The organism is Dongia sp. (assembly GCF_041910485.1).
GTDB lineage: Bacteria > Pseudomonadota > Alphaproteobacteria > Dongiales > Dongiaceae > Dongia.
In genome coordinates this window covers 1-15,682 of sequence record NZ_JAYRQR010000005.1, presented here as the reverse complement: position 1 = coordinate 15,682, position 15,682 = coordinate 1, and the positions used below count along the sequence as shown (strand labels likewise).

The window sequence follows — 15,682 nt, the reverse complement described above, 5'->3', positions numbered from 1 at the left end:
GGATCATCTGCAATCGCTCGGGCAGTTATGGTCGGCGTTTGGCCGCGCCGATGCGGCTGCGTCGGATTATCCTGCCGCGCCAGGTACCGGCCTTGTCCCAACCGGTCAGGGGCGAGGCATTTCCCAGGCTCGTACGGGGAAAGAGGAACGAAGCCCCTCGATCTGGCCGGCATGCCTCTCCCATACGCGGCCCCGCCTTTTGACGTGCGGGACAGCGGGGCAATGCCAGGGGACCGGGGCGAAGCGCTGCCCGGCCATGAGCGTCGAGAGGTTGCCCCCTCGAATGGGGACCGGCCTGCGCCCCATTGCTGGAGCCTGTGCCGGTGACAGCCGAGCGATTGCAGAGGACCCGAGGGGTCCGATTGGTCGGTGATATGCGCGCTAAGGGAATAATTGCCTATTAGCGGCTATTTTGTCAAGAACAAAATAGGAACTAATGAGTTTCGCGGTTGAGGTACTCGCTGACGCGACACCCCCACCCTGGCCCTCCCCCTGAAGGGAGAGGGGATTGGCGCCGGACTCGCGCAGCTGACTGGGTATACCCGGTCGGAACTCCCTCTCCCTTCAGGGGGAGGGCCTGCCGACGAATGTCGGCATGCGCCGACAGGGTGAGGGCGGTACGCGACGGATCTTGCAAGCAAAAACGGCCGGTGCTGGCAGCACCGGCCGTTCGTTTCTCACACCTAAGAAGGCTCAGTACGGCGAGAGCGCGTTGACGAGGTCTTGGGTGTTGGGGTTCGAGACCTTGCGGTCGATGACGATCCATTGCGGCAGTGTGCCGGCGCCGTAATAGACGGCGTTCCAATCATCCTTCCTGAGGATGCCGGCGCCGTTGAAGCTGACGCCACCAAAAAGGCCCGCCGTCTTGGCGAAGGTGTAGACGTCGGCGTCGAGGTTGGTCGTGGTGTTGGCGCCGATGCCCTTGCCGATCGGACCGGCGGCGACCGACATGTCGCCGCCGAACTTCATCTGGTCGTTGAGCACGGCCTGGAGGGCCTTGTCGCTCATGATGGTGAAGATGGTTTCCGACGATTGGCCACCGATCTGGAGACCGACCGAACCGGCCGCCAGCGTGTAGAAGGCAGGCTGGCTCCAACCCTTGTTGGGGTCGCGCACCATGAGGACGCCGTTGCCGCCTTCGCCACCGATGACGAAGCCCGCCTTGAAGATGTCGGGGAAGATCATCACGGCCTTGGCACGCTTCAGATAGCCGGGCAGTTCGCCGAATTCGAGCGAGCCGATCAGCTTTTCAAAGGTGATGCGCGCTTTGTCGACCAGTTCCTGCTGCTGGGTCAGCGCCGCGGCCGGGGCAAGCTTGCCCATCGCGAGGGCGATGCCGGTCGCAGCCACGCCGAACGCGAAAGTCCGGCGGGTCACGGGATTGCGCAGAGAATTCATGCCTTCGTCTCCTCGTTGATCCGGGCTTCTTAGAACGTTGACGCCCGTTCAGGGTTCCCTGGCGGCTGCCACAAGTATTAACAGGCCAGCGACTCGGGAACGGCTCGGAATCACAGATAAACCCGACGGAGTCGCGCCGCAATCGCGCTCACGGAGGTTTGAGGTGGTGGTGTCCTCTCTGGATGGGGTCATCGCTTGCAGCCCCCACCCAACCCTCCCCCTGAAGGGAGAGGGGCTGTCGGCGAATGCCGACATGCGTCGGCGGGGTGGGGGTGGCTCGGTTTATCCTTACGCGCCCTTCGCCACGACCATGTAATTGACGTCGAGGTCGCGGCTTAAATGGAACGTGTCCTTGAAGGGATTGTAGGAGACGCCGGCGAGTTCGCTGACGGCGAGCCCGTGGCGGCGCAAGCCCCGCGCCATCTCCGAGGGGCGGAGGAAGCGGTTCCAGTCATGGGTGCCCTTGGGCAGCCAGCGCATGATGTATTCGGCGCCGACAATCGCCATCGCGTAGCTTTTCACCGTCCGGGACATGGTGGCGAGGAAGAGGATGCCGCCGGGTTTCAGCAGCTTGCCACAGGCTTCGATGAAGGCATCGACATCGGCCACATGCTCGATGATCTCCATGGCGAGGACGATATCGAATTGTTTCCCCTGGGCGACCAGATCCTCGGCCGCGCAATTGAGATAGGTGACGCGGGTGCCGGTCTGTTCGGCATGGAGGCGCGCCACTTCGACATTGCGCGGGGTGGCGTCGACGCCTGTGGCACTCGCGCCGAGGCGCGCCATCGGTTCGGTGAGGAGGCCCCCACCGCTGCCGATGTCGAGCAAGGTGAGGCCGTCGAGCGGGTACGCATCCGCACCGTCTCGGCCGAAATGGGCGGCGGCACGGTCGCGGATGAAATTGACGCGGACTGGGTTGAGGCGGTGGAGCGGGCGGAACTTCCCCGCCGGGTCCCACCAGGCCTCGGCCATCGCGGCGAACTTCTCGATCTCAGCCCGGTCGATGGTGGTGCGCCCGGAGGCGGGGTTGTTGGCGGGGGTGCCTAAATTTTCGCCAGCCTGCTGAACTATCGAGCGTGTCGTTTCGGCGCCATTGGCGGCCGGTCCCGAAGCCATGTGGGAAACCCTTCAAGTAATTGAAATAGCGGCCGGGAGACCGGCTTGAATGCTTGCGTCCGGGGCCTTGGTTCAGTATGGATACGGCCGCCCGGCAAAACAAGATTTCTCCCGTTATTCATTCGCTTCCCCGAAGATATGCGGGCGAGGTCGACTTTTCCCGGTTATTCGAAGGGTTTAGGGGCATTTCCCGATGAGCGTAGTAGGTCGGCAGAGCGGGTCCAAGAAGACCCGGATCGTGATGAAATTCGGCGGCACCTCGGTTGCAAATATCGAGCGCATAAAATCGGTCGCCCAGCGCGTAAAACGGGAAGTGGACGCGGGACACGAAGTCGCAGTGGTGGTTTCGGCCATGTCGGGCGTCACCAACCAGCTGGTGGATTGGTGCAAGGAAATCGCCCCGCTGCACGATGCGCGGGAATACGACACCGTCGTGGCGAGCGGTGAGCAGGTGACGTGTGGTCTGACTGCCATCGCCCTCCAGGAGCTAGGCATCAATGCGCGCTCGTGGCTGGGTTGGCAGGCGCCGATCGTCACCGACGACGCGCACGGCAAGGCCCGCATCGTCTCGATCGCGTCGGACGAGCTCGACAAGCGTTTTGCCCAGGGCCAGGTGGCGGTCTTCGCCGGCTTCCAGGGTGTGGGCCCGGATAACCGCGTGACCACGCTGGGGCGTGGCGGGTCGGACACGTCGGCGGTGGCGATCGCTGCTGCGATCAAGGCCGACCGTTGCGACATCTTCACCGATGTCGACGGCGTCTATACGACCGATCCCCGGATCGTCGCGAAGGCGCAGAAACTGGATAAGATCACCTATGAGGAAATGCTGGAAATGGCGTCGCTGGGCGCCAAGGTCCTGCAGACCCGTTCGGTGGAAATGGCGATGAAGCATCGCGTGCGCGTGCAGGTCCTCTCGAGCTTCGAGGACAAGCCCGGAACGCTGGTGGTGGATGAGGAAGAGATCATGGAAAAGGAATTGGTGAGCGGCATCGCCTATAGCCGCGACGAAGCGAAGATCACGCTGACGCGGGTGGCCGACCGGCCGGGCGTCGCCGCCGCGATTTTCGGGCCGCTGACGGATGCCAACATCAACGTCGACATGATCGTCCAGAACATTTCCGAGGACGGCGCCACGACCGACATGACCTTCACCGTCTCGAAAGGCGATTTCGATCGGGCGCTGAAAACCCTGGAAGGGGCGCGCAACACGCTCTCCTACAAGGATCTCATCTCGGACAAGAATGTGGTGAAGGTGTCGGTGATCGGCGTCGGCATGCGTTCCCACGCCGGCATCGCGCAGCGCATGTTCAAGGCGCTGGCGGAAAAGGGCATCAACATCCAGGTCATCTCGACCTCGGAAATCAAGATCAGCGTGCTGGTCGCCGAAGAATATACCGAGCTGGCGGTACGCGCCTTGCATACGGCCTACGGCCTGGACGCCGAGTAAGCGAAAGAGAAGGGGGCCACAGATGGACCGAGACCACGCGACCCGGCATCTCGACGCGCTGTGGCAGCGTGGCCGCGACTTCCTGGGCACGCGCTATGCCATCATGGGCGGCGCGATGACCTGGGTCTCGGAGCGCAACCTCGTTTCGGCCATCTCGAACGCGGGCGGGTTCGGCGTGATCGCCTCGGGTTCCATGCCGCCCAACATCCTGGAAGCGGAACTGAAGGCGACGCAGGGTCACACCAGTCAGCCTTTCGGTGTCAACCTCATCACGCTGCACCCGCAGCTCGACCAGCTCATCGACGTCTGCCTCGATCTCAAGATGTCGCACATCGTGCTGGCGGGCGGCCTGCCGCCTGGCGGTGCCCTGAAGAAAATCAAGGAAGGCGGCGCCAAGGCCATCTGCTTTGCCCCCGCCGTCGCCATCGCCAAGAAGCTGGTGAAATCCGGCGCCGATGCGATCGTCATCGAGGGCATGGAAGCGGGCGGGCATATCGGCCCGGTCTCCACCTCCGTGCTGGCGCAGGAGATCCTGCCGGTCATCACCGACGTGCCGGTGTTCGTGGCGGGCGGCATCGGCCGCGGCCAGGCGATGCTGGGCTATCTGGAGATGGGCGCCTCGGGCGTGCAGCTCGGGACCCGTTTCGTCTGCGCCACCGAATCCATCGCGCATCCCAAGTTCAAGCAGGCTTTCATCCGGGGTGCCGCGCGCGATGCCGTGCCCTCGACCCAGATCGACCCGCGCTTTCCCGTGATCCCCGTGCGCGCCCTTGCCAATGACGGCACGCGCAAGTTCATGGACATGCAGCGCGAGGTGATCGAGAAATTCAACAAAGGCGAGCTCGACCAGAAGGCGGCCCAACTCGAGATCGAGCATTTCTGGGCCGGTGCCCTGCGCCGCGCCGTCATCGACGGCGATGTCGAGACGGGCTCGGTCATGGCCGGACAATCGGTCGGCATGGTCACGAAAGAAGAGCCGACCGCCGATATCATCCGCGATCTGGTCGAAGGAGCGCTCGCGGCGCTCGCCGATCGTAGACACCTATCGCAGGGGTAAAGGGGCGAGATGACGCAACAGGGCGGCGCCTCGGGTGGTGATCTGACGGGCGCGCGGCTGTTGCTCAAGCGCATCCGGACCACGATGGCGCGCAACCTGCCGGCGCAGGCGCGGCTGGACGAGGTGGTGCGCACCATCGCCGGCGCCATGGTGGCCGAAGTCTGCTCGGTCTATGTGCTGCGCGCGGGCGAAGTTCTCGAACTCTTCGCGACCGAAGGCCTCAAAGCCGAAGCCGTCCACTTGACGCGCCTGCGCGTGGGCGAAGGCCTGGTCGGCGATATCGCGAGCCATGCCCGGCCGCTGGCCTTGGCCGACGCACAGCATCATCCGCAATTCGCCTACCGGCCGGAAACGGGCGAAGAGCTTTATCAATCCTTCATGGGTGTGCCGGTTCTGCGCTCGGGCCGCGTGCTCGGCGTGCTCGTCGTCCAGAACAAGACGCGGCGCCACTATACCGAGGAAGAGGTCGAGACGCTGGAAACCGTCGCCATGGTGGTGGCGGAACTGGTGGCCGGCGGCGAACTCATCGCGCGCGAGGAACTGACCCCCGTCACCGGCATCGGCGTTCTCCCGGAGCGCATCGACGCGCATACGCTGGCGCCGGGTCTTGCCATCGGCACGGCGGTGCTGCACCAGCCGGACATCCAGCTCACGCAGCTTGTCGCCGAAGAGCCGCTGAAGGAGATCGACCGCCTCGACGACGCCTTCTCATCCATGAAGCTGGCACTCGATGAGTTGCTCGCCGAAGAGGACGGCACCGGCGGCGGCGAGCATCGCGAAGTGCTTGAGACCTACCGGATGCTCGCTGAGGATCGCGGCTGGGCCAATCGTATCATCGAGGCAATCGAGACCGGCCTCACGGCGGAAGCGGCCGTGCAGAAGGTGCAGAACGACATGCGGGCGCGGATGCGTGACATCCAGGACCCGTACCTCAAGGAGCGTCTCTCCGACCTCGACGATCTCAACAATCGGCTGCTGCGGCATTTGCTCGGCATCAACGAGCTGCCGGCGGCGCGCGATCTGCCCGACAATGCGATCATCGTCGCGCGCAACATGGGACCGGCCGAACTGCTCGATTACGACCGCAAGCGCCTCAAAGGTGTGGTGCTGGAGGAGGGGACGGCGAGTTCGCACGTTGCCATCGTTGCCCGCGCGCTCAACATCCCGCTGCTCGGCCATTGCGCCGGCCTCATGGCCAAGGTGCAGGCGGGCGATCCGCTGGTGCTCGACGGCGAGAACGAGCAGATATTCCTGCGCCCCTCCGAAGATATCGTGCAGACCTTCGCGGTCAGCATGGACGCGCTGCAGATGCGCCAGCTGGCCTATGCGGCGGATCGCGACCTGCCGGCCATTACAAAGGACGGCATTGCCATTCAGCTGATGATCAATGCCGGGCTGCTCATCGACGTGCCGCAATTGGCGGCGACCGGTGCCGCCGGCATCGGCCTTTATCGGACCGAAGTCACGTTCATGGTGGCCCACTCCTTCCCCGACGTGGCGCGCCAGCGCGATGTCTATGCGCGCGTGCTTGACAGCGCCGAAGGCAAGCCGGTCGTGTTCCGCACGCTCGATATCGGTTCCGACAAGGTGCTGCCTTACTGGCAGCGCGATGCCGAGGAAAATCCGGCGATGGGTTGGCGCGCACTTCGCATCTCGCTCGACCGGCCGGCGATGCTGCGCCAGCAATTGCGCGCGATGATCCTCGCCGCGTCGGGCCGTGCGCTCAACGTGATGTTCCCGATGGTGGCGCTGGTCGAAGAGTTCGATGCGGCGAAAGAGATTCTCGATCTGGAGCTGCAGCGCGCCGAGGAGAAGGGCAACATGCTGCCCGAGAGCGTGCGCGTCGGTGCGATGTTCGAAGTGCCGGCGCTGTTCTGGCAGCTCGACGAGATTCTGGCGCGCGTCGATTTCCTGTCGGTCGGCAGCAACGATCTGGCGCAGTTCGTCTACGCCGCCGATCGCGGCAATGCGCAATTGCAGGGGCGTTATGACAATCTGGCGCCGCCCTTCCAGCGCATCATCGGCGGCATCATCGCGGCCGGTGCCAAGCACGAGAAGCCGATCAGTGTCTGCGGCGAGATGGCGGGCGATCCGATCGATGCGATGGCGCTCCTGGCGCTGGGCCTCCGCACGCTGTCGATGGTGCCGCCGGCGATCGGTCCCTTGCGCGCGATGGTCCGCAGCCTCGATCTCGGTCAGCTCAGGGCCTATATGAGCGCGCTCGGCCCCTTGCGCGGCCCCGACATGCGCTCATCCCTGCGGGCCTTCGCCCGCGACCACGGGGTCGCCATCTGAGGCGCCGGATGCCTCCCACCGTGTGTGTTTTCGCATTTCCCTACGACCCAAATGCTTAAAGGCGATTGCGATTGAACTTCGACGAAGATATATAAGTAGTTGACTCGGCGTGGCCTTTTCCAGCAGGTCCACGCTCGCGCGCGGTAACCAGGATCGCTAATGGCCAGTCGTAAAGTGGGAATGTTCGGGGTCGAACCGAACGAGTTTATGGATGATCGCAACGAGGATGGCGTCGCCGCCCTGTTGCGCCGGCGCCGCGAGGAGCTTGGTCGGGATATCCCCACCGTCGCGCGCCAACTCCGGATCCGCGCCGTTTATATCTCCGCCATCGAGGATGGCCGCCTCCAGGACCTGCCCGGCACCGCCTATGCCGTTGGGTTCGTGCGTGCCTATGCCGATTACCTCGGCCTCGACGGCAACAGCGTCGTCGGCGACTATCGCGACGAACTGGCGCGCCGGTCGCGCCAGAACCAGCTGATCTGGCCGGTCGACCAGGTCGAACACAAGCATTTCCCCGGCGGTGCCGTCCTTATCGTTAGCTTTTTGATCCTGGGCGCGCTTGTGGGTGGCTGGTACATGGCCTCGCAGCCGGGTGGGACGGGCATCGATCTCATCGACCAAGTCCCTGAATTCATGAAGAAACAGACGTCGGGCGACAGCGAAGCCGCCCCGGCCGCCGAAGAGGGCCAATCGGGTGCCGCCGTGCCGGAAAGCGATGTCGGCAGCACGCCGGCCAGCGCCCAGGCGGCCCAAACCCCCACACCGACCCCAACACCGGCACCTGCACCGACCCCGGCTGCCGCCGTCACCAACGCGCAGCCCGGTGCTGCGACAGAAGCCGCCCCGACAGCAACGGAAGCGGCACCGGCCGCGACCGTCGAGCCGGCCGCTGACGAGAGTGCTACCGAAGCAGCCCAAGAACCCCAGCAGGAAACACAACTGGCCGCCCCGGCCCCCGTCCAGATTCCGGCGGCGCCCGCGGCGACCGAAGCCGCGCCGGCTGCGGCCCAGAATGCAACTCCGGCGGAAGGCGCCAGCCAGACGGCGGCGGTCCCGGCGGCACCCGCTCCGGCGGCTGAGATCGACGTTCCGGCTGCGGAACCGGCGGCCGCAGCGGCACCGGCCGCGTCGCCAGGCAAGCGTATCGTGCTGCGCGCCACCAAGGATTCCTGGGTTGAGATTTTCGGCGCCAATGACGAAGTGGTCCTGCAGCGAATCCTGCGGGCCGGCGAGAGCTTCGTCGTGCCGGATCAGCCGGGCCTCACCATGAATACCGGCAATGCCGGCGGTGTCGTCATCGAGCTTGATGGCAAGGCCCGCCCCGCTTTGGGTTCGGTGGGTGTGGTCAAGCGTGGCGTAAAGCTTGACCCGACCAGCTTGACTGGCCAATAAGCCTCTGAATTAACGGGCTATTTTGACCCGCTGATGGGACAAGAAAGCTGTCCCGGGACTTGATCTTTTGTCCCGGGCGGCGCATGTTCTCCCCAAATCAGCCACCAGGGTTGCCTGGTCGTGAATTTGCGGGCGGATAGACCGCCGGCAAGCTCCGTGTGCAGCAGGCCCCATAGCCAATTGTGAGCAAAGACCGAAGATGAGCGTCCGGCCCTATCGCGATATCCAGCGCCGCAAATCCCGCCAGATCCGGGTCGGCAATGTCCTGGTCGGCGGCGATGCGCCGATCAGTGTGCAGACCATGACGAACACGCTGACGACCGACATCGCGGGAACCGTGGCGCAGGTCAATGCGGCGGCAGCGGCCGGCGCCGACATCGTGCGCGTCTCCTGCCCCGACGAGGATTCCACGAAGGCCCTCAAGGAGATCGTCAAACAGGTCTCGGTGCCGATCGTCGCGGACATCCATTTCCACTACAAGCGCGGCATCGAGGCGGCCGAGGCGGGGGCTGCGTGCCTGCGCATCAATCCCGGCAATATCGGCAGCGCCGACCGGGTCCGCGAAGTGGTGAAGGCCGCCAAGGATCATGGCTGTTCGATGCGCATCGGTGTGAATGCCGGGTCGCTCGAGCGCGAACTGCTGGAGCGTTACGGCGAGCCGTGCCCGGAAGCGATGGTCGAGAGCGGTCTCAACCATGCCCGCATCCTGGAAGACCATGATTTCCGCGAATTCAAGATCAGCGTCAAAGCCTCCGACGTGTTCCTGGCGGTCGCGGCCTATCAGGGCCTTGCCGACGCCTGCGACTATCCGCTTCACATCGGCATCACCGAGGCTGGCGGCACCCGCATTGGCACGGTCAAATCATCGATCGGCCTGGGCTCGCTGCTGTGGGCCGGCATCGGCGACACGGTGCGCGTCTCGCTCTCAGCCGATCCGGTCGAAGAGGTGAAAGTCGGCTTCGACATTCTGAAGTCGCTCAATCTGCGCCATCGCGGCGTCAATATCATCTCGTGCCCGTCCTGCGCGCGGCAGAATTTCGACGTCATCAAGACGGTCGAGGCGCTGGAGAAGCGTGTCGCCCACATCACCACGGCGATGTCGGTCAGCATTATCGGCTGCGTCGTCAACGGCCCGGGCGAAGCGCGCGAGACCGATATCGGCTTCACCGGCGGCGGCAACAACACGCATATGGTCTATATCGCAGGCAACCAGCATCACCGGCTGAAGGACCAGGACATCGTCGAGCATATGGCCGAGCTCATCGAGCAGAAGGCCGCGGCGATCGAGGCAGCGAAGAAGGCGGACGCGGCCGAGTAGCCGGGCTCCCTTCAGCAGGCCGTTCTTTCGCCGATCTCCCCGATCAATTCGTCCTCAAGACCAGATCTTTCGGAATACCCAGAAAATGTCAGCCTTGCAGCCGGTGCGCGGCACCCACGATCTGTTGCCTGAAGATATGCGGCGCTTCCGCCAAGTCGCGGATACGGCGCGGCGCGCGGCGCTGTGCTTCGGCTATCAGGAAGTGGCGACACCCATCTTCGAATTCACCGAAGTTTTCAAGCGTACCCTGGGCGACACGTCCGACGTCGTCACCAAGGAGATGTATACCTTCACTGACAAGGGCGGTGAGACGGTGACATTGCGGCCCGAGGGTACGGCGGGCGTTGCGCGCGCGCTCATTTCAGGCGGCCTCACGCAGCATCTGCCCCTCAAATACTTCTATGTCGGCCCGATGTTCCGTTACGAGCGGCCGCAGAAGGGGCGCTTGCGGCAGTTCCACCAGACCGGTGTCGAGCTGCTGGGCGTCAAGGAACCGCAGGGCGATGTCGAAGTCATCGCCATCGGCGTCGAGTTTCTGCGCCGCATCGGTGCGTGGGATCGTTGCGAGCTGGAACTCAACACGTTGGGCGACAGCCCCAGCCGCCAAGCCTATCGCCGCGTTCTCATCGATTATCTCAACGATTTCCGCGACCGGCTGTCCAAGGACAGCCTCGACCGGCTGGAGAAAAATCCGCTGCGCGTGCTCGATTCCAAGGACGAGAACGACCAGAAGATCGTCGCCGACGCGCCGCTTTACAGCGACTATCTGAGCCAGGAAGCGCAGGACTTCTTCGGTCGCGTGAAGAGCGGCCTCGACGATCTCGGCATCGCCTACCGCATCAATCCGCGCCTGGTGCGCGGGCTCGACTATTACTGCCACACCTGTTTCGAGATCACCTGTCCGGAACTCGGTGCGCAGAAGACGGTCCTGGCTGGGGGCCGCTATGACGGGCTCGTCGGCATGATGGGCGGGCCGGAGACGGCTGGCGTGGGTTGGGCAAGCGGTGTTGAGCGGTGCTCCATGCTGCTCAAGGAAACGCCGCCAGCCGCACGGCCGATTGCCATCGTGCCCCTGGGTGAAGCCGCCGAACGCAAGGCCGCGCAGCTGGCGGGCGATCTGCGCCGGCAGGATTTCCTCGTCGATCTCGGCTACAGCGGCAACATGGGCAAGCGCATGAAGCGCGCCAACAAGATCGAGGCCGTGGTGGCCGTGATCCTGGGCGACGACGAGCTTGCCAAGGGCGAGGCCGCCCTGAAGGTCCTCGACACCGGCGAACAGAAGACGGTTCGCCTCAACGAATTGGAAGCGGCACTCGCCGCCTATCGGTGATCTGCTTGGGATAGCGCCGCGCACATTCCTGGTGGTCGGTGCCGAACACAGACGGGCACCCATCCTGCTGCGCGAGCATCTGCAGGGCGACGAATCCGATGCCCTGCATTTGCTGTCGCGCTGCCGCGACATCGGCTTGGATCAGGCGATGGTGGTTGCCACCTGCGACCGCTGCGAAGTTTGGGCGGCGGTCGACGATCCGGCGCGGGCCACCAGCGGCATTCACGCCCTCATCGCCGAAGCGGCCGGCGCCGAAACGGCGACGATCGTGCCGCAGCTTCACGCCCTCAGTGACGAAGCGGCGCTGCGGTATGCCTTTGCCGTCGCGGCGTCGCTTGAGAGTCAGGTGATCGGCGAGCCGCAGGTGCTGGGCCAGATCAAAGATGCCTATCGATTGGCCTCGCGCGCCGGCATGTCGGGCTCGACTCTCGATGGGATCGTGCAGGCGGCGCTGGCTGCCGCCAAGCGCGTGCGCAGCGACACGGACATTGCCGCACAATCGGTTTCGATGGCGGCCTGCGTGGTGAAGCTCAGCCGCCAGGTGCATGGCAAGCTCGACAAGGTGGCGGCACTTCTCATCGGCGACGGCGATCTTGGCGAACTGGTCGCCGACCAGCTGACCGAGGCGGGTGTCAAACGCTGGGCTGTGATGCATCCGGTCAGCTCACGCGGCCGGGAAATGGCGGCGCGGCGGCAGGCCCATGCCTATACGCCGGATCAATTGGCCGAGGCGCTGGTCGAAGCCGACATCGTCATCGCCGCGCAGGACAGTCTCGGCTATGTCGTGACGGCACCGCTGGTCGAGGCGGCGTTGAAGAAGCGCCGCCGGCGCCCGGTGCTGCTGCTGGACCTCGCTGTTCCCGGCGATATCGATCCGGCGATCGACAAAGTCGACGATGCGTTCCGCTATGGCTTCGAGGATCTCGAACGCTTGGCCATGACCGGCCGCAAGGAGCGGGCCGAGGCACAGGACGCAGCCTATAAGGTGATCGACGAGGAGCTTGCGCAATTCCGCCGCGCGGCCGCCGAGCGCGGCGCCGTCGATACGGTGACGAAGCTCCGCGCGCATTTCGAGGCGGAACGGCAAGCGCTTCTTGCCGAGAATCCGCAGATGGATGCTGCCGAGCTCACGCGCCGCCTGATCGGCCGCCTGCTGCACCAGCCGACTCTGGCCTTGAAGCAGAACCAACCGGAAAAATCGCTCGACGAAGCCGCGCGGCGGCTGTTCGGGCTGGACCAAGATTAAGAGAAGAGAATGTCGTTTCGCGATAAATTGGGGCGCGTGGTCAAGCGCCATGAGGAATTGTCGGCGCTGCTGGCGACCGGCGGGCAGAAGGACGCGCAGGATTTCGCGCGCCTCTCCAAGGAATATGCCGATCTCGGCCCCATCGTCGAGACGATCATCGATCTGCAGAAGACCGACAAGGAGATCGTCGACCTCACCGCGATGATGGGCGATGCCGGCGCCGATGCCGATATGAAGGCCCTGGCCGAGGAAGAACTGGCCGAGCTCAAGAGGAAACTGCCGGATCTGGAGCAGCGCGTGAAGGTGGCGTTGCTGCCCAAGGACGAGGCGGATGCCAGGAACGCCATTCTCGAAGTGCGCGCCGGCACCGGCGGCGAAGAGGCAGCGCTTTTTGCTGCCATGCTGTTCCGCATGTATGCGCGCTATGCGGCGTTGAAGGGCTGGCGTTTCGAGCCGATGGATATCAGCGAGACCGGGCTTGGTGGCTATCGCGATGCGACCGCGTCGATCACGGGGCGCAATGTGTTCGAGCGTCTGAAGTTCGAATCGGGCGCGCACCGGGTGCAGCGCGTGCCGGAAACCGAGGCCTCGGGCCGCATCCACACTTCGGCGGCGACGGTGGCGGTGCTGCCGGAAGCCGAAGAAGTCGATATCAAGATCGACGAAAAGGATTTGCGCATCGACGTGTTCCGCTCGAGCGGCCCCGGCGGGCAGTCGGTCAACACGACGGACAGCGCTGTGCGCATCACGCACTTGCCGACCGGCTTGGTCGTGCAGCAGCAGGATGAAAAATCGCAGCACAAGAACAAGGCGAAGGCCCTCAAAGTTCTGCGCGCGCGCCTCTATGACCTTGAGCGCTCGAAGCTCGATGCCGAACGCTCGGCCAACCGCAAGAGCCAAGTCGGCTCCGGCGACCGTTCCGAACGCATCCGCACCTACAATTTCCCCCAAGGGCGCTGCACCGATCACCGCATCAATCTGACGCTCTACAAGCTCGACCGCGTGATCGAAGGGGAAGCACTCGATGAAATCATCGAAGCATTGATTGCCCATGATCAGGCTGAACGGCTCGCTGAAGTGGAATGAGCAGTAATCGCATCGCGGACCTCCTCAGCGACGGCATGAAGGCGCTGAAAAGTGCCGGCATTGAGGCGCCGGCGCGCGAGGCGCGGCTTCTGCTCGGCACGGCGGCGCGCCTGACCCCCACCATGATGATCGGCTTTCCCGAGCGCAGCGTCGATGCGGAAGCGGCCGAGGCCTATCGCACTCTGCTCGCCCGCCGTGTCGCGCGCGAGCCGATGTCGCATCTGCTCGGCGTGCGCGAATTCTGGTCGCGGCCATTCTTCGTGACGCGCGATGTGCTCGACCCGCGTCCCGACAGCGAGGCACTGATCGAAGCCGTGCTCGACGAGCTCTACGATCGGCAGCGGCCTTATCGCATCATCGATTTCGGCACCGGTTCCGGTTGCTTGTTGCTGACGCTGCTCGCGGAACTGCCGGCGGCGAAAGGCTGGGCGGTCGATCTCAGTCCCGCGGCCTTGGCCGTGGCACAGAAGAATGCGGCCGGGCTCGGGCTCGGTGCGCGGGTGCAGTGGCGGGAAGGCAACTGGGAAGCAGCACTCTTGCCAGAGGACCCTGCCGCCTTCGACATCATCGTCAGCAACCCGCCCTATATACCCGCAGCCGATGTGGCGACGCTGGAGCCCGAAGTGCGGCTTCATGAGCCGCATCTCGCTCTAGTCGGCGGGACGGACGGGCTCGACGCCTATCGCGCCCTGGCGCCGATCGTGGCACGCCGGCTGGCGGGGGACGGCCTCGCTGCTTTGGAGATCGGGATCGGGCAGGGCGAGTCGGTTCGGGAGCTGATGCTGGCGGCCGGCCTCAAGGATGCCGGGAGTGCCTCGGACCTCGGTAACCGGGAACGCTGCCTGCTTTTCCGGAAAGGCTGAAATCCCGCTTTTTCCAGGAGATTAGGGACGCTCGGCAAAAGGTGCCGCAGGATCGCCGCGGAACCGGAGATTGCTAAAAAAGTTGTTGGAATTGAGGGGCGGAGCGGATACGGTTTGCGCGGCATCGGGGCGAGCAATGAGACGGCCAGTGGGCCGAACCGCCCCCAACCGGGCCTCCGCACAATCACGGTCATGCCGGGACTAAGCCGGGGAGTCTGCACCGCTGACGCGGTCGGACTTAAAGATGGCCGGGCCTGAAAATAGAGCGGGATGCCGACGCTGCAACAGAAGCGAATGATCGACGCATGAGACCAGGCAACAACAACAATCGGCGCGGCCGCAACCGTGGTCAGCGCAAGCCGCATGGCGGCATGCCCAACAAGAGCCAGAATTTCGACAACGGCGGATCCGAGACCAGGGTCCGGGGCAATGTCTACCAAGTTCTTGAGAAATATCTGCAGCTGGCGCGCGATGCCGGTGTGGCCGGCGACCGCGTTGCCGCCGAGAATTTCCTTCAGCATGCGGATCACTATTACCGCGTCATCCAGACGATGAATGACGGCCAGCGGCCGCGCATCGGCGGGCGTGAGATTTCGGTTGCCGACGTCAACGTGCAGAATGTGAGCCAGGGCCTGTCCGCCGCGCTTTACAGCGGTGGCCCCTCGCAGCCCAGCATGAACGACAATGCCGGCAACCAGACCCAGTCCCAGGGCAATGGCCAGGGCCAGGGCGGCAACTTCAACGGTCAGGGCGGCAATGCTGCCGGCGGCCAGGACAATGGCGCCGAGGACGGCGCCGGTGGCGACGATCAGGCCGAGGGCGGCGACTATCCGCAGCAGGGCCAAAATCGTGACGGCAATCGTGATGGCCAGAATCGCGATGCCCAGAATCGCGATGCCCAGAATCGTGATGGTGGGCGCGACCGCAATCGCCAGCGGCGCGAATTCCGCCAGAACGATCGCGGCAATGATCGCCAAAACGATCGCCAGAATGATCGGCAGAACGACCGCCAGAACGACCGGGGCAATGACCGGCAAAGCGATCGGGCCGCGCCCTATGCCGAGCGCCCGCCTGTTGAGGCGGCGCCCGAGGCCAGTGCGGCGCCAAAGGTCGCCGACGAGCAGCCGGATT

Annotated in this window: 12 protein-coding genes; 10 read left to right on the top strand and 2 right to left on the bottom strand. The window is 64.5% G+C overall.

All coding sequences use genetic code 11. The annotated features are described in order from the left end of the window. Positions 1-693: 693 nt before the first annotated feature. Positions 694-1,398 carry a lipid-binding SYLF domain-containing protein gene (locus ACE3PP_RS01295; protein ID WP_374377365.1) on the bottom strand — a complete coding sequence of 235 codons (705 nt, stop codon included), beginning with the start codon at positions 1,396-1,398 and terminating at the stop codon, positions 694-696. Positions 1,399-1,686: 288 nt separating this feature from the next. Next, complete coding sequence (gene ubiG / locus ACE3PP_RS01290) at positions 1,687-2,517, bottom strand: bifunctional 2-polyprenyl-6-hydroxyphenol methylase/3-demethylubiquinol 3-O-methyltransferase UbiG (protein WP_374377364.1); 831 nt, start codon at positions 2,515-2,517, stop codon at positions 1,687-1,689. A 193-nt stretch (positions 2,518-2,710) separates the two neighbouring features. Here ubiG and ACE3PP_RS01285 point away from each other — a divergent pair, with 193 nt between their 5' ends. The 10 genes from ACE3PP_RS01285 to ACE3PP_RS01240 form a co-directional block, all read left to right on the top strand. Further along, positions 2,711-3,964, top strand: coding sequence for an aspartate kinase (locus ACE3PP_RS01285; protein ID WP_374377363.1), 1,254 nt, complete (start codon positions 2,711-2,713; stop codon positions 3,962-3,964). Between the two features lie 22 nt (positions 3,965-3,986). Continuing rightward, the gene (locus tag ACE3PP_RS01280; protein ID WP_374377362.1) at positions 3,987-5,021 is read left to right on the top strand and encodes an NAD(P)H-dependent flavin oxidoreductase; all 1,035 of its coding nucleotides are present in this window, start codon (positions 3,987-3,989) and stop codon (positions 5,019-5,021) included. 9 nt (positions 5,022-5,030) lie between these two features. Next, complete coding sequence (gene ptsP / locus ACE3PP_RS01275) at positions 5,031-7,316, top strand: phosphoenolpyruvate--protein phosphotransferase (protein WP_374377361.1); 2,286 nt, start codon at positions 5,031-5,033, stop codon at positions 7,314-7,316. Between the two features lie 159 nt (positions 7,317-7,475). Beyond that, the gene (locus tag ACE3PP_RS01270; protein WP_374377360.1) at positions 7,476-8,708 is read left to right on the top strand and encodes a helix-turn-helix domain-containing protein; all 1,233 of its coding nucleotides are present in this window, start codon (positions 7,476-7,478) and stop codon (positions 8,706-8,708) included. A gap of 199 nt (positions 8,709-8,907) precedes the next feature. Next, complete coding sequence (gene ispG / locus ACE3PP_RS01265; protein ID WP_374377359.1) at positions 8,908-10,026, top strand: flavodoxin-dependent (E)-4-hydroxy-3-methylbut-2-enyl-diphosphate synthase; 1,119 nt, start codon at positions 8,908-8,910, stop codon at positions 10,024-10,026. Positions 10,027-10,111: 85 nt separating this feature from the next. Next, a complete protein-coding gene (gene hisS, locus ACE3PP_RS01260; protein ID WP_374377358.1) occupies positions 10,112-11,356 on the top strand; it encodes a histidine--tRNA ligase in 1,245 nt (414 codons plus the stop codon). Positions 11,357-11,387: 31 nt separating this feature from the next. Next, the gene (gene hemA, locus ACE3PP_RS01255) at positions 11,388-12,602 is read left to right on the top strand and encodes a glutamyl-tRNA reductase (RefSeq protein ID WP_374377357.1); all 1,215 of its coding nucleotides are present in this window, start codon (positions 11,388-11,390) and stop codon (positions 12,600-12,602) included. A gap of 9 nt (positions 12,603-12,611) precedes the next feature. After that, positions 12,612-13,688 (top strand): peptide chain release factor 1, encoded by a 1,077-nt coding sequence (prfA, locus tag ACE3PP_RS01250; protein WP_374377356.1) that lies wholly within the window; start codon positions 12,612-12,614, stop codon positions 13,686-13,688. Next, entirely contained in the window at positions 13,685-14,551 is an 867-nt protein-coding gene (gene prmC / locus ACE3PP_RS01245) for a peptide chain release factor N(5)-glutamine methyltransferase (protein WP_374377355.1), read from the top strand. Before prfA ends, prmC begins: the two co-directional genes overlap by 4 nt. A gap of 305 nt (positions 14,552-14,856) precedes the next feature. Next, the coding region (locus ACE3PP_RS01240; protein WP_374377354.1) for a DUF4167 domain-containing protein at positions 14,857-15,682 on the top strand (826 nt) is incomplete at its 3' end.